Annotated in this window: 18 protein-coding genes; 13 read left to right on the top strand and 5 right to left on the bottom strand. The window is 72.7% G+C overall.

All coding sequences use genetic code 11. The annotated features are described in order from the left end of the window. Positions 1 to 83: 83 nt before the first annotated feature. Complete coding sequence (locus tag BJ961_RS21425; RefSeq protein WP_271414415.1) at positions 84 to 1,727, bottom strand: class I adenylate-forming enzyme family protein; 1,644 nt, start codon at positions 1,725 to 1,727, stop codon at positions 84 to 86. A 284-nt stretch (positions 1,728 to 2,011) separates the two neighbouring features. Between BJ961_RS21425 and BJ961_RS21420 the strand changes: the two genes are divergently transcribed. Genes BJ961_RS21420 through BJ961_RS21390 form a run of 7 tightly spaced genes read left to right on the top strand, consistent with a single transcriptional unit; the run spans position 2,012 to position 10,448 of the window. Further along, positions 2,012 to 3,631, top strand: coding sequence for an ABC transporter substrate-binding protein (locus BJ961_RS21420; protein ID WP_271414414.1), 1,620 nt, complete (start codon positions 2,012 to 2,014; stop codon positions 3,629 to 3,631). Positions 3,632 to 3,683: 52 nt separating this feature from the next. Then, the gene (locus BJ961_RS21415; RefSeq protein ID WP_271414413.1) at positions 3,684 to 4,652 is read left to right on the top strand and encodes an ABC transporter permease; all 969 of its coding nucleotides are present in this window, start codon (positions 3,684 to 3,686) and stop codon (positions 4,650 to 4,652) included. Next, entirely contained in the window at positions 4,645 to 5,679 is a 1,035-nt protein-coding gene (locus BJ961_RS21410) for an ABC transporter permease (protein ID WP_271414412.1), read from the top strand. Before BJ961_RS21415 ends, BJ961_RS21410 begins: the two co-directional genes overlap by 8 nt. Beyond that, positions 5,676 to 6,737 (top strand): ABC transporter ATP-binding protein, encoded by a 1,062-nt coding sequence (locus tag BJ961_RS21405; RefSeq protein WP_271414411.1) that lies wholly within the window; start codon positions 5,676 to 5,678, stop codon positions 6,735 to 6,737. The genes BJ961_RS21410 and BJ961_RS21405 overlap by 4 nt, the downstream gene beginning before the upstream one ends. Next, positions 6,734 to 7,735, top strand: a complete 1,002-nt coding sequence (locus BJ961_RS21400; RefSeq protein WP_271414410.1) for an oligopeptide/dipeptide ABC transporter ATP-binding protein — start codon at positions 6,734 to 6,736, stop codon at positions 7,733 to 7,735. The genes BJ961_RS21405 and BJ961_RS21400 overlap by 4 nt, the downstream gene beginning before the upstream one ends. Next, entirely contained in the window at positions 7,732 to 8,997 is a 1,266-nt protein-coding gene (locus BJ961_RS21395; protein ID WP_271414409.1) for an NADH:flavin oxidoreductase, read from the top strand. The genes BJ961_RS21400 and BJ961_RS21395 overlap by 4 nt, the downstream gene beginning before the upstream one ends. Positions 8,998 to 9,011: 14 nt before the next feature. Continuing rightward, on the top strand, positions 9,012 to 10,448 hold the full coding sequence (locus BJ961_RS21390; protein WP_271414408.1) for an amidase: 1,437 nt from the start codon (positions 9,012 to 9,014) through the stop codon (positions 10,446 to 10,448). Between the two features lie 113 nt (positions 10,449 to 10,561). Here the strand turns inward: BJ961_RS21390 and BJ961_RS21385 are convergent, their stop codons facing one another. After that, the gene (locus BJ961_RS21385; protein WP_271414407.1) at positions 10,562 to 11,017 is read right to left on the bottom strand and encodes a DoxX family protein; all 456 of its coding nucleotides are present in this window, start codon (positions 11,015 to 11,017) and stop codon (positions 10,562 to 10,564) included. A gap of 336 nt (positions 11,018 to 11,353) precedes the next feature. Here BJ961_RS21385 and BJ961_RS21380 point away from each other — a divergent pair, with 336 nt between their 5' ends. Then, positions 11,354 to 12,106, top strand: a complete 753-nt coding sequence (locus BJ961_RS21380; protein ID WP_271414406.1) for a lytic polysaccharide monooxygenase — start codon at positions 11,354 to 11,356, stop codon at positions 12,104 to 12,106. Positions 12,107 to 12,169: 63 nt separating this feature from the next. Here BJ961_RS21380 and BJ961_RS21375 read toward each other — a convergent pair whose 3' ends face one another. Next, positions 12,170 to 13,771 carry an amidase gene (locus BJ961_RS21375; protein WP_271414405.1) on the bottom strand — a complete coding sequence of 534 codons (1,602 nt, stop codon included), beginning with the start codon at positions 13,769 to 13,771 and terminating at the stop codon, positions 12,170 to 12,172. A 129-nt stretch (positions 13,772 to 13,900) separates the two neighbouring features. Between BJ961_RS21375 and BJ961_RS21370 the strand changes: the two genes are divergently transcribed. Continuing rightward, positions 13,901 to 14,332 carry an NfeD family protein gene (locus BJ961_RS21370; protein WP_271414404.1) on the top strand — a complete coding sequence of 144 codons (432 nt, stop codon included), beginning with the start codon at positions 13,901 to 13,903 and terminating at the stop codon, positions 14,330 to 14,332. A 2-nt stretch (positions 14,333 to 14,334) separates the two neighbouring features. Next, entirely contained in the window at positions 14,335 to 15,381 is a 1,047-nt protein-coding gene (locus tag BJ961_RS21365; RefSeq protein ID WP_271414403.1) for an SPFH domain-containing protein, read from the top strand. Between the two features lie 45 nt (positions 15,382 to 15,426). Here BJ961_RS21365 and BJ961_RS21360 read toward each other — a convergent pair whose 3' ends face one another. Together BJ961_RS21360 and BJ961_RS21355 are read right to left on the bottom strand one after the other, a co-directional pair. Beyond that, positions 15,427 to 17,007, bottom strand: coding sequence for a carbohydrate-binding protein (locus BJ961_RS21360; RefSeq protein WP_271414402.1), 1,581 nt, complete (start codon positions 17,005 to 17,007; stop codon positions 15,427 to 15,429). A gap of 193 nt (positions 17,008 to 17,200) precedes the next feature. Next, on the bottom strand, positions 17,201 to 18,130 hold the full coding sequence (locus BJ961_RS21355) for a DUF3152 domain-containing protein (protein WP_271414401.1): 930 nt from the start codon (positions 18,128 to 18,130) through the stop codon (positions 17,201 to 17,203). A gap of 113 nt (positions 18,131 to 18,243) precedes the next feature. On the opposite strand from BJ961_RS21355, the gene BJ961_RS21350 reads away from it, so the two are divergent. From BJ961_RS21350 to BJ961_RS21340, 3 genes are read left to right on the top strand one after another with little or no spacing between them, the layout of a single operon-like run. Further along, positions 18,244 to 18,933, top strand: a complete 690-nt coding sequence (locus BJ961_RS21350; protein ID WP_271414400.1) for a response regulator transcription factor — start codon at positions 18,244 to 18,246, stop codon at positions 18,931 to 18,933. Positions 18,934 to 18,944: 11 nt separating this feature from the next. Beyond that, positions 18,945 to 20,528, top strand: a complete 1,584-nt coding sequence (locus BJ961_RS21345; protein ID WP_271414399.1) for a sensor histidine kinase — start codon at positions 18,945 to 18,947, stop codon at positions 20,526 to 20,528. Further along, entirely contained in the window at positions 20,525 to 21,202 is a 678-nt protein-coding gene (locus BJ961_RS21340) for a hypothetical protein (protein WP_271414398.1), read from the top strand. Before BJ961_RS21345 ends, BJ961_RS21340 begins: the two co-directional genes overlap by 4 nt. The last annotated feature ends 37 nt before the right edge of the window (positions 21,203 to 21,239 follow it).

Below are 21,239 nucleotides of genomic sequence, written 5' to 3'. Positions count from 1 at the left end.
GCCACCCCCACAGACCCCCACCGGCACACGACGGTGCCCCGGCCGCGCACCGCGCGCCGCCGGGGCACCGTCGTCTCCGGCCCTCAGAGCCGTACCGAGTGCCGGATCACCTTCCCGGTCGCGTTGCGCGGCAGCGCCTCGTCGGTCAGCCGCCAGCGCCGGGGCACCTTGAAGTAGGCCAGTTCCCTCGCCGCGTACTCCCGCAGCGCCTCCTCCGTGACCTCCGCCCCCGGCCGGAGCACCACGACGGCGGCCACCTCCTGGCCCAGATCGGGGTGCGGCGTCCCGATGACGAGGCACTCGGACACGTCCGGGTGCTCGACGAGCACCGTCTCGATCTCGGCCGGATAGATGTTCTCGCCGCCCCGGATGATCAGGTCCGAGCGGCGGCTGACGAGGAACAGCCGGCCCTCGCGCAGGCACCCCAGGTCCCCGGTGCGCAGCCAGCGGTCCGCGCCGATCGTGTCGGCGGTGGCCCCGGGGTCGCGCCAGTAGCCCAGCATGTTGTACATGCTGCGCACCCACACCTCGCCCTCCTCGCCCTCGCCGAGGACCTCGCCGAGCGGGTCGCGGATCTCCAGCCGGACACCGGTCACGGGCCGGCCCAGGGTGCCGGGGGCGGCCGCCAGCTCCTGCGGGTTCGCCGCCGCGATCGCCGTACACGACTCGGTCAGCCCGTAGCTGTCCACGAGCGAGTCCTTCGCGAACGGCAGCTCGCGCCGCAGCCGCTCCTTGAACGCCGTCGTCGACGGCGCCGAGGCCAGCGCGAACGCCGTCAGCGACGACGTGTCGTACCGGTCCGCGCCGCCGTGTTCGAGCAGCCGGTGCGCCATCGTGGGCACCGCGCCCCAGTTGGTGACGCGTTCCCGCTCGACCAGGGCAAGGACCGCGTCCACGTCGAACGCGCCCTGGTGCAGCGCGATCCTGCTGCCCGTGGCGAGCCGCGGCACGGCGAGGTTGTGCAGGCTGGCGATGTGGAACAGCGGCAGGGTGAGCAGGTAGACGCGGTCCTCGGCGGTCAGCGGGTCGCCGAACTCGTGCAGCAGGGCGTCGTTCAGCCGGTGGTACTCCACGACCGCCAGCAGGTTGCGGTGGGTGTGCACAGCGCCCTTGGGACGGCCCGAGGTGCCCGAGGTGTAGAGGATCACGGCCGGATCGTCCTCGGCGACGTCGGCGGACGGCAGCGGCGCGTCCGGGTGGGCCACGGCGAAGCGGCTCACCTCGTCCTCCAGGGAGACCACCGGGACCCCGCAGTCGGCCAGCTTCGCCGACTGCCGGGCGTCGGCCACCACCAGCGACGGCTCGGCGTTCGCCACCCCGTGGGCCATCTCGCGCGGTGACCACCAGGCGTTGAAGCCGACCGCCACCGCCCCGATCGACACCGTCGCCCAGAACGTCTGGATCCACTCCGGGGAGTTCGCGGCGCCGATGGCCACCCGGTCCCCCTTGGCGATGCCGTACTCCTCGCGCAGCACCCGGGCCAGCGAAGCCACCTGGGCCGCGTGCCCGGCGAACGTGATCCGGCGGTCCGCGGTGACGATGTAGTCGCGGTCGGCATACGCGACCGACGCGTGCAGCACCTCGTGCAGCGCCCGCTGCCGGTGGGTGAAGACCGGCAGCCGGGCACCCAGCACGTCGTCTTCGGCGAGCTCGAACCGGCCGCCCGGGCCGGTGAGCGCCGCCACGCGGGCGAGGGCGGCAGAGCGGTGATCCGTGTCGCTGGGCATCGGGACTCCTGGTGCGTCGGGAACCTCACTGGGACCGCGGTCGGGCTCAGTCTCGGCGCGGACCGGGGATCGCTCCCCGGCCGGTTCCGGTCACTGGGACACCGTGTCACGGCACGGTCGGACGCCGAACGGCCACCCCGCCCGCGCGTCGGAGCCCTCCCACCCGGCTCCCGGTGAGTGGGATGCGTCACGTCGGCCGGATTTCGCCGGCCGTAGCGTCCACCCACCCGATCCGGCTCCGGACCGCCACACCGCTTCCCCCCACCGGACTACTGGAGGAACACATGAAGCGAGCACCCCGGGCGCGAGCCCGACTCGCCGCAGCCCTGGCCGCCGCGGCGATGCTCACCTCCGCGTGCGTCTCACCGGACGAAGGGGGCAGCACCGGCGGCGAGCAGCAGAAGGCCGAACGCGGCCGCTACACCTTCGGCGCCATCGGCAAGCAGCCGACGGGCGGCAAGCCCGTCCGCGGCGGCACCCTGCACTTCGCCGACTACGCCGAGGCCCGCAGCCTCAGCCCCGCCGCCACCTACGCCACCGGCGCCTCCGGCGGCTCCGCGCTCGCCGCCGTCTACGACGTCCTCATGCGCTACGACACCGCCGCCCACACGTACGTGCCGTGGCTGGCGAAATCCCTGCGGTCCAGCGAGGACGCCAAGACCTGGACCCTCACCCTGCGCGACGGCGTCGAGTTCTCCGACGGCACCCCGCTCGACGCGAAAGCCGTGATCGGCAGCATCAAGTGGTACCAGGAGAACAAGGGCGCCGACACGACCATGCTCGCCCCGAACCTCGCGAAGATGGACGCCACCGACGACTCCACCGTCGTCTTCACCCTCCGCAACTCCTGGGCCACCTTCCCCGCCATGCTCGCCCAGGCACCCGGCATGATCGTGGCGCCCGCAGCCTACGCCGGGAAGAAGTTCGAACCCATCGGCGCCGGCGCCTTCACCCTGGGCTCGTACAAACCCCAGGAGGAGATGGTCCTCAAGGCGAACAAGAACTACTGGAAGGGCGAGCCCCACCTCGACGCGCTGCGCTTCACCTGGCCGCAGTCCGACCGCGCCAAGCTCGAAGCACTCGACGACGGCACCGCGGACGTCGCCTACATGCGCAGCCCGGACGTGGTCGACGACGCCGTCAAGGCGGGCCACCCGGGCGAGCTGACCCTGACCGGCCTCGGCAACATGGTCGTCGTCAACAACCGCGAGGGCCGGCCCGGCGCCGACCTCCGGGTGCGCAAGGCCATGGCCCTGGCCCTCGACCCCGCCCTCGACACCGAACGCGCCTACGACGGCAAGGGCCTGCCCGGCCAGGAGATCTTCCCGCCCGAGTCCCGCTGGCACTCCGACGTGAAGCCCCTCGGCATCGACCTCGACCAGTCGAAGAAGCTCCTCGCCGAAGCCAAGAAGGACGGCTACGACGGCACCCTCACCTACATGGACGGCACCGACCCCGTCTCCCGGGCCAAGGCCGTCGTCACCAAGGCGATGCTGGAGCGCGTCGGCTTCAAGGTGGAGCTGGACCTCGTCTCCTCCATCGCCGACCGCACCGCGAAGACCTACGTGGAGCACGACTTCGACATCAGCCGCGGCGCGGCCAGCGTCTCCGAGAGCGACCCCTACCACCGCCTGCAGAGCGTCCTGAACTCCAAGAGCTACGGCAACCCCGGCGCCTACGCCAACCCGAAGATGGACCAACTGCTCGTCGAACTCCAGGGAGCGGCCGACGAGACGCAGACCCAGCGGGTCCTCGACGACATCCAGACGCTGTTCAACGAGGACGTCCCCCTCATCAACCTCGGCGCCAGCGCCGCGTTCACCGCCTGGGGCGAGAACGTGCACGGCATCGTGCCGACCGACGAGTACATGGCCCTCTTCGGCGAGGCCTGGATCGGCAAGTGACCCCCGCGGCCCCGGGCCCGGCGGCGGCGCCGGGCAGAGATCTGGAGGAACCATGAGTCCCGCCGCACTGCGCCGACTGGCCCTACGGCTGCTGGAACTCCTCGGCGTGCTGTTCATCGCGAGCATCGGGGTCTTCTCCCTGGTGGTCCTGATGCCCGGCGACCCGGCCGTCGACATCCTCGGCGCCGGCCGGGCGCCCTCCGAGTACGCCGCGCTGCGTACCGAACTCGGCCTCGACCAGCCCCTGGTCAGCCGCTACCTCGACTGGCTCGGCGGCGCGCTCACCGGCGACCTCGGACGCTCCGTCGTCCCCCCGCAGAGCGACGTCGCCGACCGGGTGCTGTCCGCCCTGCCCGTCAGCTTCGAGATCGCCGCACTCGGACTCCTCATCGCCCTGCTGATCGCGGTGCCGCTCGCCATGTGGTCGGCCTACCGGGAGGGCTCGGCGGCCGACCGGATCATCGGCGCCGGCACCTTCGGCGTCCTGTCCGTCCCCAGCTTCCTGGCCGGACTGCTGCTGATCCTCGTCCTGGTCAACTCGGCCGGCTGGTTCCCGCGCTCCTCATGGGTGCGGATCGGCGACGGCGACCTCCTGGGCAACCTGCACCACGCGTTCCTGCCCGCACTGACCGTCGCGCTCGCCGAACTCGCCATGTTCACCCGGGTGCTGCGCGGCGACCTGATCGTCACGCTGCGCGAGGACTACATCCTCGCCGCCCGCGCCAAGGGCATGAACCCGCTGCGCGTCCTGTTCACCGACGCCCTGCGCCCCTCCTCGTTCTCCCTGGTCACCCTGCTCGGCCTCAGCCTCGGCCGGCTGATCGGCTCCACCGTCGTCGTCGAGTACCTCTTCTCGCTGCCCGGCATGGGGACACTGATCGTCAACGCCGCCGGCCAGGGCGACTACCCGATGGTCCAGGGCGCCGTGCTCACCATCGCCGTGATCTACGTGGTGATCAACGCCGGCATCGACCTCTCCTACGGCTACCTCGACCCGAGGACGCGACGTGTCCATGTCTGACCTCGCTCCGCGCACGCGGACCGCCTTCCCGCCGCCCCTGCTCGCCGGCGCCGCCCTCACCGTCGTCGGCCTGGTCCTGCTGGTGTTCGGCGCGACCACGCCCCAACTCGTCACGCCCGCCAAGGCCGCCGTCGCACTGCTCGGCCTCGGCCTGCTCCTCGCCGGGGCCTCCCGGCTCGGCAAGGTGTGGGCGGGGCCCGGCTTCGACGTGGTGTTCTGGTTCGGCGCGGCCTGGCTGCTGCTGCTCGGCCTCGCCATCCTGTGCGCGCCGTGGCTGCCGCTCGCCGAGGACCGCGACGTCGCCAGCACCGTCGCCGAACCCGTCTTCGCCACCCCGACGTTCACCGGCGGCCATCCACTCGGCACCAACGCCTTCGGCCTCGACCTGCTCGCCCGCTCCCTCTACGGCGCCCGCTCCTCCCTGCTCATCTCGCTGTCCGCCGTCGCCCTCGGCACCGTGGTCGGCGGGGCCATCGGCATGGTCGCCGGGTACTTCCAGAAGAGCGTCGACCGGGCGGTGGGCATCGCCACCAACTCCCTGCTCGCCGTGCCCCCGCTGATCCTGCTCATCGCCCTCGCGACCGTGCTCCAGCCGCACCTGCGCAACGTCGCCTTCTCCCTGGCCCTGCTCACCATCCCCGGCATGGTGCGCCTCGCCCGCGCCACCACCATGGCCTACGCCAACCGGGAGTTCGTCGTCGCCGCCCGCGCCATGGGCGCCACCCGCACCCGCATCCTGCTGCGCGAACTCCTGCCCAACGTACTGCTGCCCGTGCTGTCCCTCGCGGTCGTGATGATCTCGGTGCTCATCGTCGCCGAGGCCTCCCTCAGCTTCCTCGGCCTCGGCATCCAGCCCCCGGAACCCACCTGGGGCAACATGATCGCCGAGGGGGAGGGCCGGGTCTTCGAGGAGCACCCGCACATCGTGCTCGTGCCCGGTGCCTTCCTCTTCCTCACCGTGTTCGCCTTCAACATCGTCGGCGAGAAGGCTCGCGGGCGCTGGGACTCCCGGAGCGTGAAACTGTGACCCCGAAGCGAGAAGCCGCGACCACCGCACCGCCCTCCACCGACGGCACCGCCGTACCCCCGCTGCTCGACGCCACCGACGTACGCACCGCCTTCCACACGCCCCGCGGTCAGGTCCGGGCCGTCGACGGGGTGTCGCTGACCCTGGCCGAAGGAGAGACCCTCGGCATCGTCGGGGAGTCGGGATCCGGGAAGTCCGTGCTCGGCCGCACCCTCATGGGCCTGATCACCGACGGGCCCGGCACCACCGTCTCCGGCACCGTCCGGATCGGCGGCCAGGACGTGCACGCCCTCACCCCCGCCGGACGGCGCGCGCTGTGGGGCACCGAGGTCGCCATGGTCTTCCAGGACCCGATGACCTCCCTCAACCCGGTCAAGAAGGTCGGCGTCCACCTGTCCGAGAGCCTGCGACTGCACCTCGGCCTCAGCCGCGCCGACGCCCGGAACCGGGCCGTCGACCTGCTCCGCCAGGTCGGCATCCCCGAACCCGCCCGGCGGGCCGGCCAGTACCCGCACGAACTGTCCGGCGGCATGCGCCAGCGCGTCGTCATCGCCATGGCCCTCGCCTGCGGCCCCCGGCTGCTCATCGCCGACGAACCCACCACCGCGCTCGACGTCACCGTGCAGAAGCAGATCCTCGACCTGCTGCACTCGCTCGCCGAGGAACTGCGCATGGCGACCGTCCTCATCAGCCACGACCTCGCCACCGTCGCGGGCCGCACCGACCGCGTCGCCGTCATGTACGCGGGCCGCCTGGTCGAGTACGCGGACACCGCCGCCGTCTTCGACCGCCCCCGCCACCCCTACAGCAGCGCCCTGATCGCCTCCATCCCGCGCCTGGACCTGCCCCCGCACACCCTGCTGCCCGCCATCGAGGGCCGCCCGCCCAACCTGCTGCACCCGCCCCCCGGATGCCGCTTCGCCCCGCGCTGCGAGGCGGCGACCGACCGCTGCACCGCCGAGTCCCCGCGCCTGACCGCCTACGCCGGCGAGCGCGACGCCGGCGGGCTCGTCGCCTGCCACCACCCGCTGGGCGCCGCCGAGGAGGCCACCGTATGACCACCACCCGGGACGCGCCCGCGCTGACCGCGACGGACCTCGTCGTCGAGTTCCCCGCCGGACGCGGACAGAAGGTGCACGCCGTCTCCGGCGTCTCCCTGGAGGTCGCGGCGGGGGAGACCCTCGGCATCCTCGGCGAGTCCGGCTGCGGGAAGTCCACCGTCGGCCGCTCCCTGATCCAGCTGCCACCCCCCGACACGGGCACCGTCCGCCTCGGCGACGTCACCCTCACCGGCCTCGCCCCGCGCGAACTGCGCCGCGCCCGCGCCCGGATGCAGATCATCATGCAGGACCCGGTCTCCGCCCTGAACCCGCGCCGCCGGGTCAAGGACCTGGTGTGGGAGGGCCGGGCGATCTGGGGCCCCGGCGACGACACCCGCGACCGGGACGCCCGCGTCGACGCCGCCCTGCGCGACGTCGGCCTCGACCCCGCGACCGTACGGGAGCGCCGGCCGCACGAACTCTCCGGCGGCCAGTGCCAGCGCGTCTGCATCGCCCGCGCCCTCATGCTCGACCCCGAGGTGCTGATCTGCGACGAACCCGTCTCCAGCCTCGACGTGTCCGTGCAGGCGCAGATCCTCAACCTCCTGGAGACGACGACCCGGCGGCGTTCACTGAGCATGGTCTTCATCGCCCACGACGTGTCCGTGGTGAAGAACATCAGCGACCGCGTCATGGTCATGTACCTCGGCAAGGTCTGCGAGGTGCTGCCCTCCGACGGCATGCAGCACGAGGCCGCCCACCCCTACACCCGGCTGCTGCTCGCCTCCCTCCCCGACGCCCAGCTCGGCTCCACCGCACCCGCCGGACCGCCCGCCGCCGAGGGGCAGGCCGCCGAACTGCCCTCACCCCTGAACCCGCCCTCGGGCTGCCGCTTCCGCACCCGCTGCCCGCTGGCCACCGAACGGTGCGCCGCCGAGGAACCCGCCCCGCGGGAGATCCGGCCCGGCCACCGGATCGCCTGCCACCACGCCGAACCCAGGAGGAACCACCCGTGACCGCCCCCCAGACCCCCGCCGCGCCCGACAGCCCCGCCACGACCCCCGCCGCCCCCGACGTCCTGGCCCCCGCCAAGCTGGGCCCCCTCGAACTGCGCAACCGCGTCATCAAGGCCGCGACCTACGAGGGGCTCAGCCACAAGTCCCTGGTCACCAAGGACCTCGTCGACTTCCACGTCGCCTACGCCCGCGGCGGCGTCGGCATGACCACGGTGGCCTACTGCGCGGTCGCCAAGGAGGGACGCACCGACCGCCACCAGATCTACTGGACCGACGAGGCGATGCCCGGCCTGCGCGTCCTCACCGACGCCGTGCACGCAGAGGGCGCCGCGGTCTCCGCGCAGATCGGACACGGCGGCCCCGTCGCCAACCCCAAGGGCAACGGTGCCCCCGCCCTCTCGCCGTCCCGGCACTTCCACGCCACCACCCTCAGCTTCGCGCAGGAGGCGTCCCTCGACGACATCCGGCGCGTCACCGAGGCCCACGCCGAGGCCGCGCGCCGCGCCGTCGAGGCGGGCTTCGACGCCGTCGAGGTGCACCTGGGCCACAACTACCTGGCCAGCTCCTTCCTCAGCCCCCGCGTCAACCACCGCACCGACGCCTACGGCGGCGGCCTGGCCAAGCGCGCCCGCTTCGCCCGGGAGATCATGCGGGCCGTGCACGACGCGGTCGGCGGTCGCATCGCGGTCATCGCCAAGATGAACATGGACGACGGGGTGCCCGGCGGCTTCTGGCTCGACGAGGCCATCCCCGTGGTGCAGTGGCTCGAACAGGACGGCACCGTCGACGCCCTGGAGATGACCGCGGGCAGCTCCCTGCTCAACCCGATGTACCTCTTCAAGGGCGACGCCCCGCTCAGGGAGTTCGCCGAGATCATGCCCCAGCCGATGAAGCTGGGCGTGAAGATGGTCGGCGACCGGTTCCTGCGCAGCTACCCCTACCGCGACGCCTACCTGCTGGAGGACGCCCGGCAGATCCGCGCCGCGGTCAAGCTGCCGATGATCCTGCTCGGCGGCATCACCGGCAAGCCCGTCATGGACCTCGCGATGCGCGAGGGCTTCGAGTTCGTCGCCATGGCCCGCGCCCTGCTGCGGGAGCCCGACCTGGTCAACCGCATGCGGGAGGACGCCGCCACGCCCTCGCTGTGCATCCACTGCAACAAGTGCATGCCCACCAACTTCACCGGCACCCGCTGCGTCCTGGTCGACCGCGGCACCACCCGGCGCGAGACCTGGGGCAAGCCCGCCGGATACGTGGCGTGAGGGGAGCGAGGGACGTGAGCCGCGAGAGGGAGGAGGCGGGCGCGGGGGGCCGCCTCGACGCCGTCGCCACGGCCGCCGCCGTACGCGACGGCGCGTGCGACGCCCGCAGCGTCACCGAGCAGGCCATCGCCCGCATCGAGAAGCTCGACCCCGGGCTCAACGCGGTGATCCACACCCGGTTCGAGGCCGCCCTCGCCGAGGTCGCCGCAGGCCTGCCCGACGGTCCGCTGCACGGCGTGCCCATGCTCGTCAAGGACCTCGGCACCGAGGTCGAGGGGCTGCCCGCGACCGGCGGCAGCCGACTGTTCCACGAGGTCACCGCCCGCCGCGACAGCGAACTGGTCGCCCGCTACCGCCGGGCCGGCGCCGTCGTCCTCGGCACCACCAACACCCCCGAGCTGGGCCTCAACGCCTCCACCGAACCGGCGCTCCACGGCCCCACCCGCAACCCGCACGACGGGGCGTACTCGGCCGGCGGCTCCAGCGGCGGCTCGGCGGCCGCGGTGGCGGCCGGGATGGTCCCGGTCGCACACGCCAGCGACGGCGGCGGCTCGATCCGCATCCCGGCGGCGGCCTGCGGACTGTTCGGCCTCAAGCCCAGCCGCGGCCGCGTCTCGCCCGCGCCCCGGCCCACCACCCTGTCGGGGCTCGTCTCCGGACACCATGCCGTCACCACCACCGTCCGGGACAGCGCCCTCCTCCTCGACGTCGCGGCCGGCCCGCTGCCCGGCGACGCCTACGCCGCACCGGAGCCGGCCGCGCCCTTCGCGGAACTGGCCCGGCGCGCCCCGGGGAGGCTGCGGATCGGCCTGCTCACCGCGTTGCCGGACGGCCCGGAGGTGCACCCCGACTGCGCGCGGGCGGCGCGCTCGGCGGCCCTGCTGTGCGAACGCCTGGGGCACGACGTCGTCGAGACCACCGCCCGGTACCGGCCCGACGACGTCGGCCGCACCTCGGGCGTCCTGATGGGCGCCGACCTGGTCGCCCAGATCGACGCCCGTCTCGACCGGCTCGGCAGGCCCCTGGCCGACGACGACATCGAGCCCTTCACCCGGGTGCTGTACGACGCCTACCGCGCGCTTCCGGCCGCCGACGTCAGCCGCGCGCTGCGCCGGGCGCAGGAGATCGGCTGGGCGGTCGGCGCCGCCTTCGACGAGGTCGACGTGCTGCTCAGCCCGACCCTCGCCCGGCCGACGCCGCCGCTCGGCACCCTCGACACGGCCGACCCGGAGTCCATCTACCGGCACGCCTCCGTCTACGCCGCCTTCACCAGCGTCCACAACGTCACCGGAATGCCGGCGATGTCCGTCCCGTTCGGCCACGACAGCCGGGGCCTGCCGCTCGGCGTGCAGTTCGCCGCCCGGCTCGGCGGGGAGGGGACGCTGCTCGCCCTGGCGGCGCAGCTGGAACGGTCGGCACCGTGGGAGACGGCGAGACAGGCGACGTCGTGACGCCGTGACGGCGGAGAGCGTGACGGCGTGACGGCGTGGCGGTGCGACGGCGCACGCCTGGACACACCGGGCGCGTGCCGTCCGTCGGCGGGGACGGCACGCGCCCGCTCCGCTCAGGCGGAGGTCGGTGTGTCCGTGGGCAGCGTCCCGGTGACCGACCGCCCCGCGTCACCCCGCCGGGGGCGCAGCCGGGAGGCGAGGGTCCAGCGTCCCGGGCCGACGGCGGCGACCAGGAGGAAGGACCAGCAGAACATGACCGCCGATTCCCCGCCGTTCTCGATGGGGAAGAGCCCGTCGGGCTGGTGCTCGACGAAGTAGGCGTACGCCATGGACCCGGAGCAGAGGATCGCCGCGGTACGGGTCGCCAGGCCGCACAGGACCAGGGTGCCGCCGACGAGTTGCACCACCGCGGCCCACCAGCCGGGCCATGCGGCGAAGCCGGGCGCGGCTCCGTGCGGGCCGCCCAGGACGTCGAACAGGGTGGCGGCTCCGTGGCAGGCGAACAGCAGGCCTACGACGATGCGGAAGAGCGCGATCACGTGCTCCCTGCGTTTTTCCAGCGCTTCCAACGGTGGGGCTCCTCTCTTGCGCAGCGACCGCGGGGAATCGGGCGGCCGTGGGGGTGGCGCGCAGCACGGGGCGGGGCCCGACGGCGCCCCTGGGGAGAGGGAGACGCGCGGCGGCCCATTCGACTCTCAACCATCACGAGGATCCTTGTCTAGACCAATAGCGCAACGAGTTGCGCCACGGGCCCGCCGGCCCAAGTGAGTGCCTCCGTGCGTCGGTTGATGCTGCGCGAACCCTTGACCGAACGGACTTCGCCGCTATGGTCTAGACCTGAAGTCGTCAGGTCTAGACCTGTATCGGGACATCGGGACATCGGGACATCGGGAAAGGGGCACGACATGCGCACCAAGAGACGGGTGGCCCTCGCGGTCGGGGCGCTGGTCGCTCCGCTGCTCGCCGTCAGCCTTCCGGCGAGCACCGCCAACGCCCACGGCTGGGTGACCTCACCCGGCAGTCGGCAGGACCAGTGCGCCGCCGGGATCGTCGACTGCGGCCAGATCAAGTACGAGCCGCAGAGCGTCGAGGGCCCCAAGGGCCTGAAGAGCTGCAGCGGCGGGAACAGCCAGTTCGCCGAGCTCGACGACGACAGCAAGGGCTGGCGGGTCGCACCGGTCGGCACGACGCACACCTTCACCTGGCACCACACGGCGCGGCACGCCACCGCCAACTGGCAGTACTTCATCGGCAACCAGAAGATCGCCGAATTCGACGGCCACAGCGCGCAGCCCGCCCCGGACGTCAGTCACCAGGTGAACTTCGGCGGCTTCACCGGCCGCCAGAAGGTGCTGGCCGTCTGGAACGTGGCGGACACGGGCAACGCCTTCTACTCCTGCATCGACGTCAACATCGGCGGAAGCGGCGGTGGCGACGGTGGTGGTGACGGCGGTGGCGGTGACGGCGGCGGTGGCGACGGCGACCCGGGTGCCTGCGCCGCCCCGGTCTGGAACGCCGGCAGCGTCTACAACGGCGGCGACACCGTCTCCCTCGGGGGCCACAACTGGCGTGCCAAGTGGTGGGTGACCGGCGAGGAGCCCGGCACCACCGGCCAGTGGGGCGTCTGGGAAGACCTCGGGGCCTGCGCCGCGGCGTGACCCCGACGGGCCGGCGCACGCCCACGGGGGTGTGCGCCGGCCCTCGTGCTCGACGCCGGAGCTTCAGGCGCCGGTCGGTGACGTGGGCAGGTACCGCGGCGCCCGCCAGGCGTCCAGCCGGCGCTCCACCGCGGCCCCCAGTGCCAGCAGTTCGCCGTCCTGACGGTCGCCGGCCATCAGGAGCAGCCCGACCGGCAGCTCGTTCACGGACCCGGCCGGGACCGACAGGGACGGGTACCCGGCGACGGCGGCCGGGGTGGAGGACGGGATCACGTCGTTGTCGCCCCGTGCGCAGTCGGTGGTCCACGCGGGCGGGTTCGCCGGAGAGGCGATGGCGTCCAGGCCGTACTCGGCCATGGTCTCGTCGATCGACCGCTGGGAGAGGTCCTTCAACTCGGCGCGCATGGCCCGGTAGCCCGGGTCCGTGGTCGGCGGCGCGGCCAGCGCCTGCTCGAACAGCTCCTGACCGGCGAAGCAGGTCCGCTCGCCGGGGTGCGTGCGGTTGAACTCGATCAGCTCGGCGAGATCCCGGGGCCCGCCACGGGTGGCGAGGTAGGCGTCGATGTCCCGGTGGAACTCGCTCAGCAGCGCCGGGAACTCCAGCTCGGCCAGCCGGTCCTGGTACGGCGGGGTCACCTCGACGACGACGGCCCCCGCGGCACGCAGTCGCGCCGCCGTACCGGTCATCAGCTCGTCCACCTCCCGGCCGAGCGAGGGCAGCCGCCACAGGCCGATCCGTTTGCCGCGCAGCGTGCCGGGGCGGGTGACCGCGTCCAGCAGGCCCGAGGCGCCGTCGGCGCGCACGAGGTCGTGGGCGCTGAGCACGGAGAGGGTGAGCGCGGCGTCGATCACGTTGCGCGCCATGGGGCCCGCCGTGTCCTGCTCGGCGGAGATCGGTACGATCCCGGACTGGCTGACCAGTCCGAGACTGGGCTTGTGACCGACCACCCCGTTCATCCCGGCCGGGCACACGATGGAGCCGTCCGTCTCGGTGCCGACCGCCACCTGCGCGAGCGACGCCGCCAGCGCCGCGGCCGACCCCGAGGACGATCCGCAGGGATTGCGGTCCAGGACGTACGGGTTGTTCGTCTGCCCGCCCACCGCGGACCACCCCGACGTCGGCCTGGCCGCGCGGAAGTTGGCCCACTCGGACATGTTGGCCTTCCCGAGGATCACCGCGCCCGCCGCCCGCAGCCTCCTGACCAGGTCCGCGTCCGTGTCGGGCGGGGCGCCCGCCAGCGCCAGCGAACCGGCCGTCGTCGGCATGTCATGGGTGTTGACGTTGTCCTTGAGCAGGACCGGAATGCCGTCGAGCGGGCCGCGGGCCGCACCGCGCCGGTGCCGCGCGTCACTGGCGGCGGCCTGGCGCAGGGCCGTCGGGCTGGTGCGCAGCACGGCGTTGATCTTGGGGTCGACGGCTTCGATCCGGCGCAGATACGCCCGGGTCAGGGCCGACGAGGTCAGCGAACCGCGCTCCATGCGCGCCTGCAACTCGGGGATCGTCACCGTGTCGAGGTCCATGCCGTGCGGGAGGCGCTCGGTCGCCGGCCGTGCCGGGCCGTCCGCACCGGGCTCGGCGGCCCGCGCCGGACGGGCGGGCGCGGCGGCCATGAGGCCGGCCGCCACCAGGGCCGCGGTCAGCGCGGCGATGCTTCGTCTGCTCATGGGGGACAGCCCACTGCATCGCGGCGGCCCGCCGCAAGAGCCCCTTTCCGCCGCTTCCACCGGGTGACGAACGGGTTCACTTCTTCCGAATGACGGTAAAATTGAATGAAAGCCGAAAAGGGGGTCCCCATGGATCCGTGGCTGATCTGGTTGATCGTCTCGGCGGTCCTGATCGTGGCTGAGATCTTCACCCTGACCGCCGCGCTCGGAATGCTGGGCGTGGCCGCGCTGATCACGTCCGGATCCGCGGCGGCCGGCCTTTCGACGCCCTTTCAGTTCCTGGTGTTCACCGTCGTCTCCGCGGTCGCCCTCCTCTTCCTGCGCCCCGTCGCCCTGCGCCACGTCCTGCAGCCCCCGGCCGAGCGCTTCGGGGTGGACGCGCTGGTCGGCAAAGCCGCCTACGTCGTCTCCGAGGTCTCGGGCAGGGAGGGCAGGGTTCGCATCGGCGGTGAGGAGTGGACGGCCCGTTCCTACGACGAGACGCTGGTGATACCCCGGGGCGCGACCGTCGACGTCATGGAGATCAGCGGTACCACCGCCTTCGTCTATCCCCGGGAGTGACCATGGAAGCTTCGGCGTTCCTCATCGCCGGTGTGATCATCGCGCTGCTCGCGGTCTTCACCGTCGTGCGGGCGGTCCGCATCGTCCCGCAGGCCCGCGCCCGCAACGTCGAACGGCTCGGCCGTTACCACCGCACGCTGAAACCCGGACTGAGCCTGGTCATCCCCTACATCGACCGGGTCTATCCGGTGATCGACCTGCGAGAACAGGTCGTCTCCTTCAAACCGCAACCGGTTATCACCGAGGACAACCTGGTCGTCGAGATCGACACCGTGCTGTATTTCCAGGTGACGGATCCGCGCGCCGCCTTCTACGAGATCGCGAGCTTCCTCCAGGCGGTCGAGCAGCTGACCGTCACCACGTTGCGCAATGTCGTGGGCTCCATGGATCTGGAGAAGACCCTCACCTCGCGCGACACCATCAACAGCCAGCTCCGCGGCGTGCTCGACGAGGCCACCGGAAAATGGGGGCTGCGGGTGAACCGGGTGGAGATCAAGGCCATCGACCCGCCGCAGTCCATCAAGGACGCGATGCAGAAGCAGATGCGGGCCGAGCGGGACAAGCGGGCCGCGATCCTCGGAGCGGAAGGCCAGCGCCAGTCGCAGATCCTCACCGCCGAGGGCGACAAGCAGGCCGCCGTCCTGCGCGCCGAGGGCAACCGCACCGCCGAGATCCTCAAGGCCGAGGGCCAGTCCCGGGCCATCGACGAGGTCTTCCAGGCCGTCCACCGCAACGACCCCGACCCCAAGCTCCTCGCCTACCAGTACCTCCAGGTGCTGCCGCAGCTGGCGCAGGGCGAGGGCAGCACGTTCTGGGTCATCCCCAGCGAGGTCACCTCCGCGCTCCAGGGAGTGTCCCGCGCCTTCACCGAGGCGCTTCCGCAGTCACCCGCCACCCGCGAGAACCCGACGTCGGACGAGGGCGCCGCCCAGGCCGCCAGCGACACGGCCCAGGCCGCCGAGGCCGCCGCGCAGGCCCTCGCCGACGCCGCCAGGGCCAACGCCGTGACGCCCGAGGCACTGCGTACCCGCCCGGCCGAGGACCGGTGAGCGGCCGGTACCCGGCCGCCCGGGCACCGGCCGCTCACGACGCGGCTACGGGGTGACCCGGTTGCCGCCGAAGGTCACCACGAGGGTGCCGTCCGAGCCGAAGGACCAGTCCAGGGCACCCGCGTAGGCGGCGCAGCGTGAGCCGTTGGAGCCGGTCCAGAACTGGTTCGAGCCGTCGGCGTCGCCCACGGTCTTGTCGTTGGACCCGTCGCCGTCGCGGCAGGAGGTGTTGTCGCGGAACACCGAACTGCCCTTGTCGAAGGAGAAGTTGCGCTCGGCGTTGTCGATGCCGACGTTGTCCGAGATCGTCATCGTGCCCGGGTTCGAGTTGTAGGTGAACCCGTGCTTGCCGTTGTGGTAGGCGATGCTGCGACGCACCACGTGGTCGACCTCGATGCCCTCGCCGCCGAGCTTGTAGCCGTTGCGGTCGCCGCTGGAGTTCTGCGTGCCGTCGGAGAGGGTGCCGTTCTCGTAGGCGAGGGAGTCCTCGATGGTGACCGCGCCGATCGCGCCCGTCTCGGACTTGGTGTAGAGGTCCCAGCCGTCGTCGATGTTGTTGTGGGACACGGTGTCCCGGAAGACGTTGCCGGGGCCCGCGGTGAGCTTGGCGGCGAAGCCGTCGGCGTCCTCGCCGTCGGAGTCGGCGTTGTCGTGCGACTCCGCGCTCAGGACGAGGTTGTTGGACGGCCACTGGTCGCGGGGCGTGTCGGAGGACATCCGCGAGAGCTGCAGTCCCGTGTCGCGGTTGTAGCGCGTCACCGTGCGCTCGAACACGTTGTTGCTGCCGCCGACGAAGATGCCGTTGTCCCCGGCGTGCTCGACGACGATCCCCTTGACGTGCCAGTACGAACCGTTGACCGCGAGTCCCCGGTTCGAGGAGCTCTCCGCCTGGGCCGAGAAGTTCAGCACCGGCGTCTCGCCCGGGTAGGCGGTCAGCTCGGTGCGGTCGCCCGAGGTGCCGTCGTTGCCCCGCGGGACGGTGACCGTCTGCGCGTAGCGGTAGGTGCCGCCGCGCAGGTAGATCGTCCCGCCGGGGGAGATCCGGTCGATCGCCGAGGTGAGGGTCGTCGGGTCGGACTCCGTCCCGGACGCGCCGTCGTCGCCGCTCGGCGACACGTACAGCGCGGAGGCGGCGGGCGGTGTGGTCGTGTCGTCGCCGTCCACCAGGGCGTCGACGTAGTCGACGTTCGGCAGGCCCGCGGACGAGGTGGGGTCGAGCCGCACGGTGTTGCTCCCGGCCCGCACCGGCACCGTGACGGTCTTCGTCACCCACGTGTCCCAGGCTCCGGTGGCCTCGAACGAGGCCGAAGCGGTACGCACACCGTTCACGACGATGTCCGCGGCCCGCGCGCCGCCGGTGCCGTTCGCGAACCGGACGCTCAGCGTCGCGGTGCCGGCGGCAGGGGCGCTCACGGTGAACCGGAGATCCGCGCCGACCGCGTTGGTGCCGTTGCAGAAGCCGCTGCCAGAGTAGCCGGACCAGTCGGAGTCGATGGTGCCGGTGCAGACCGCCGACGTGTTCTCGGCCTCGTAACGGGCGGACGCGGCCTGCGCCGACGTGCCGGAAAGGGTGACGAGCGTGCCGGCCAGCAGGGCGGCGCTCGCGAGGGCGGGTCTTGCGTGCATCGTGTCTCCAGGGGGTTGGGTCCGACCAGGACAGGGTGGGAGGATCGGCTGGAGAAAGCGCTTTCCCATGGGACAGTAGAGAGTGGTCGTGGACGCGTCAACGGTCTTTCATCTGATTCCTGTTCAGAATGATGAACATTGACCCGTGCTTGACGAACATCGGCCGTGCACGCCCCTGTGCGCGTCGTCGGTCTCACCCGAGGGCGGGACCGGTGACGGCCCGGCCGTCGGCGTCGTAGGGCCAGACGTTGGTCCGGCAGCCGTGCAGCCCCTTGATCTGCTGCATCATCACCGGTGCGGGCTGCCCCGCCCCCGGGCACCCCTCGTGACCGTGGCCCAGGAAGTGCCCGACCTCGTGGTTGATGATCAGTGCCCGGTACGACGTGACGTCGTCCGCGTAGTACTGCGTGGCCAGCAGCCACCGCTTGAGGTTGACCATGACGTCCTGGCCCACGTTGCAGTTGACCTCGCCGCCGGTGTCCAGGCCGTACTGGCCGCATATGTCGTCCACCGTCCCCGCCGTGGCGAGCCGCACCCGGAAGTCGGAGGCGCCGCCGGACACCCGCCGGAATCCCACCTTCCCGTCGGCCGTCCAGCCCCGCTCGTCGGCGAGGACGCGCTCGACCTCGGTCGCGACGTCACGGGCCGAGATCCCGATGCCGTCCTCGACCTGCACCACGTAGGTCAACGTCCGCGCGCTCCCGCCGACCCGGTCGCCGCCGCCGCCGGCGGTCGCGAACGTCCCGGGTCCGGACGACGGAATCGAAGCGGGGTCCCGTTCCCGCTCCGTCTCCTTCCCGGCGTCCTTGCCGCCGTCCTTCCCGGAGTCCTTCTCCCGCTCCGACTCCGGCCGGGGCGTCCCTTCCGACGCCTCTTCCGTCCCGTCGGCCCGCTGCGACCCGGGCGGCGCGGACACCGGCGGTGTGCCGGCCGCGTCGGCGGAGTGCCCGGAGGGCTCCGTGCCCCCCTTCAGGGCGAGACCGCCGGCGAGCACCAGCACGGCCCCGGCCGCGAGCCCCGGCCACAACAGGCGGGGCCGTCCGCCCCGCCGGCGGCGCGCGCGTCCGCCGCGGCGGCGGCCCGCGCCGGAAGTCGATGAGGGAATCCGTCGGTGCTCATTCATGATCACGAAGCCTGCACCGGGCGTGTGATGGTCCGTGGACCGCTTCTGGACCGCTGTGTAACAGCCGTCACCCGCAGGCGGGCTCCCGTCCGGGCGCGCGCATACTGTCGTCCATGCCACGGGTCCTGATCATCGAAGACGACCGCGCCGTCCGGGAGGGCGTACGACTCGCCCTGCGACGGCAGGGGCACGAGGTCGCCGCCGCCGCGACCGGCGAGGACGGGCTGGAGCAACTCCGGACGTTCCAACCCGACGCCGTGGTCCTCGACCTGATGCTGCCGGGCATGTCCGGCCTGGAGGTGTGCCGCCGCATACGCCTGAACGACCAGGTGCCGATCATCATGGCCACCGCCCGCGGCGACGACACCGACATCGTCGTCGGACTGGAGGCCGGAGCCGACGACTACGTCGTCAAACCGGTCCGCGCCCGGGTGCTGGACGCGCGCATCCGCGCGGTGCTGCGCCGCGTGGGCGGCGCGGCGGACGACCCGGGCACCCCGCGCACCGAACACCACGGCGACCTGGTCATCGACCGGGCCGGGCTGACCGTCACCCACCAGGGGCGGCCCGTCGCCCTCGGCCCCTCCGAACTGCGGCTGCTCCTCACCCTGTCCGCCTCGGCCGGGCAGGTGTTCAGCCGGCAGCAGCTCCTGGAAGCCGTGTGGGAGCACAACTACCACGGCGACGCGCGGCTCGTGGACGCCTGCGTCAAACGACTGCGGTCCAAGATCGGCGAGCCCGCGGGCAGCCCGCGCTACGTCCACACCGTACGCGGCTTCGGCTACCGGTTCGGGCCGCGGTGACCCTTTCACGGGTGCTGCGCGCGCTGAAGGGGCTGCGGCTGCGCCTGGTGGTGGCCTTCACCCTCGTCGCCGTCGTGGCCACGGTGACCACCGGCGCGCTGACCTTCCGCGAGGCACGGACCGGAGTCCTCCAGCAGAGCCAGGACACCGTGATCGAGGACTTCCGGCACCGCGTCAACACCCTGGCCCCCAACTACCGTTTCCCGCCCGAGGAGGCCGACCTGCGCTCGTTCGCCGACGACGTGTCGCGAGGCGGACGGTCCCAGCCCTGGCGGGTGCTGGTCGCCTACCGGGGGGCCGGCGCGACGTCCGTGCCCGACGACGCGTTCGGCGAACTGTCCCCGGCGATGCGCGAGTCGGTGCGCTCCCGCCGGGCCACCGTGTTCCAGCGGGTGTCGCACGGGGGCCGCCCCGCCCTGGTCGTCGGCATGCCCGTCACCTTCGCCGGCGACTACGTCACCGAGCAGCGCGCGTCCGGACTCGAGGTCTACCTCACCGTGCCCCAACAGGAGGAACAGGGCTACGTCGACGCGCTGGTCGCCGCCATCGAACGCGCCACCGTCCCGGCCCTCGCCCTGGCGGTCCTGATCGCGCTGCTGGCCGCACGCGGCGTGCTCCGTCCGGTGCGGGCGCTGCGCCGGGCGACCCGCAGCATCGCCGAGGGACGCCTGGACACCCGGCTCGCGGTCCAGGGCTCCGACGAACTCGCCGACCTCTCCCGCACCTTCAACGAGACCGCCGCGGCCCTGGAGGCATCGGTGGCGGAACTGCGGCGCATGGAGTCCGGCGCCCGCCGCTTCGCCGCGGACGTCTCGCACGAACTGCGCACCCCGCTGGCGGCCATGTCGGCGGTGACGGACGTACTGGACGAGGACGCGGCCGACCTGGACGAGGACACCGCGACGGCCGTACGCCTCATCAGCGCGGAGACCACGAAGCTGGCCGCTCTCGTGGACGACCTGATGGAGGTCTCGCGGTTCGACGCGGGGGCCGCCGCCCTGCACCTGGACGAGATCGACCTCGCCGAGTCCGTACGGCGCACGCTCGCCTCCCGCGGCTGGCAGGACACCGTGGAGACCGGCCTGCCCGAGCCGGACGGGCCGCGCGGCCGCGTCGACCCGCGCCGCCTCGACGTGATCGTGGCCAACCTCGTCGCCAACGCCCTGCGGCACGGCGCACCCCCGGTCCGGCTGGACCTCCACGCGCGCGACGCCCCGCACACCGGGAGAGAGGTGGTCGTCACGGTCCGCGACAGCGGCGACGGCATCCCCGAGAGCGTCCTGCCCCACGTCTTCGACCGCTTCTACAAGTCGGCCGACGCCCGCGCCCGGAGCGAGGGCAGCGGTCTCGGGCTGGCCATCGCCACGGAGAACGTACGCCTGCACGGCGGCACCCTCCGGGCGGCCAACCATCCGGACGGCGGCGCCGTCTTCACGGTCGTCCTGCCACTGCGGCCCGACGACACGGACGACACGGACGACACGGACGAGACGGACGAGACGGGCGACATGGGCGACCGGACGACGCGCGCGTCGGACCCGGTGCCGGACCCGGTCCCGATGGTCTCCACCCCGGCGAAGGAGGACCGGACATGAACGCGGTGCCCGCAAGGGCGGCCACGGCGGCCCCCCGCACCCGCCCCGCCACCCGGCACCCGGGCCGGCATGCCCCGCGCGCGCTCCCGCTCCTGCTGGCGGCGCTGCTCCCGCTCTCCGGCTGCGGCATCCCGCAGACCGGCGTGGTCGAAGCGGGCGAGCCCGCGACCGGCGTCCTGAAGCCGGGCGCCACCTCCGCGCCGTCGGCGGCCGCGCCCGAAGAGGTGCCCGCGGTCAAGGTGCCGCTCTACTTCGTCGAGGACGGCGCCCTGGTGGCCGTCTCGCGCATCGTGCCGGGCACGGCCGGGCTCGGCAACACCGTGCTGATGCTGTTCGAGGGACCGGACCGCGGGGAGCGGAACAGGGGACTGACGACGCAACTGCCCCCGTCCACCGTGGCGCCCACCGTCCGCGCCGACGGCACGGTGGTCAACGTCCAACTGCCGCGGAGCGCCGGGAGCCTCACCGAGACGGCCATCGACCAGTTGGCCTGCACGGTCGCCGTCGCCCGGCTGCGGCAGGACCCGGCCCTGGACCGCGCGCAGGTGACGGTGGAGCAGCCCGGCGGCCGACTGGCCGGCCGCTCCAGCGACGACTGCCCCACCGGCGAGGCCCCCACGAGCGCCGAGACCGCCACGATCCCCGGAACCGGCGGGAGCGGCGAAACCGGCTGACGGTCGGCGAAACCGGCTGACGGCCGGCGGCTCACAG

Origin of the sequence: Streptomyces lienomycini (assembly GCF_027947595.1) — a bacterium.
Classification (GTDB): domain Bacteria; phylum Actinomycetota; class Actinomycetes; order Streptomycetales; family Streptomycetaceae; genus Streptomyces; species Streptomyces lienomycini.
The sequence above is the reverse complement of the archived record's forward strand: the minus strand, read 5'-3'. Positions and strand labels throughout refer to the sequence as shown.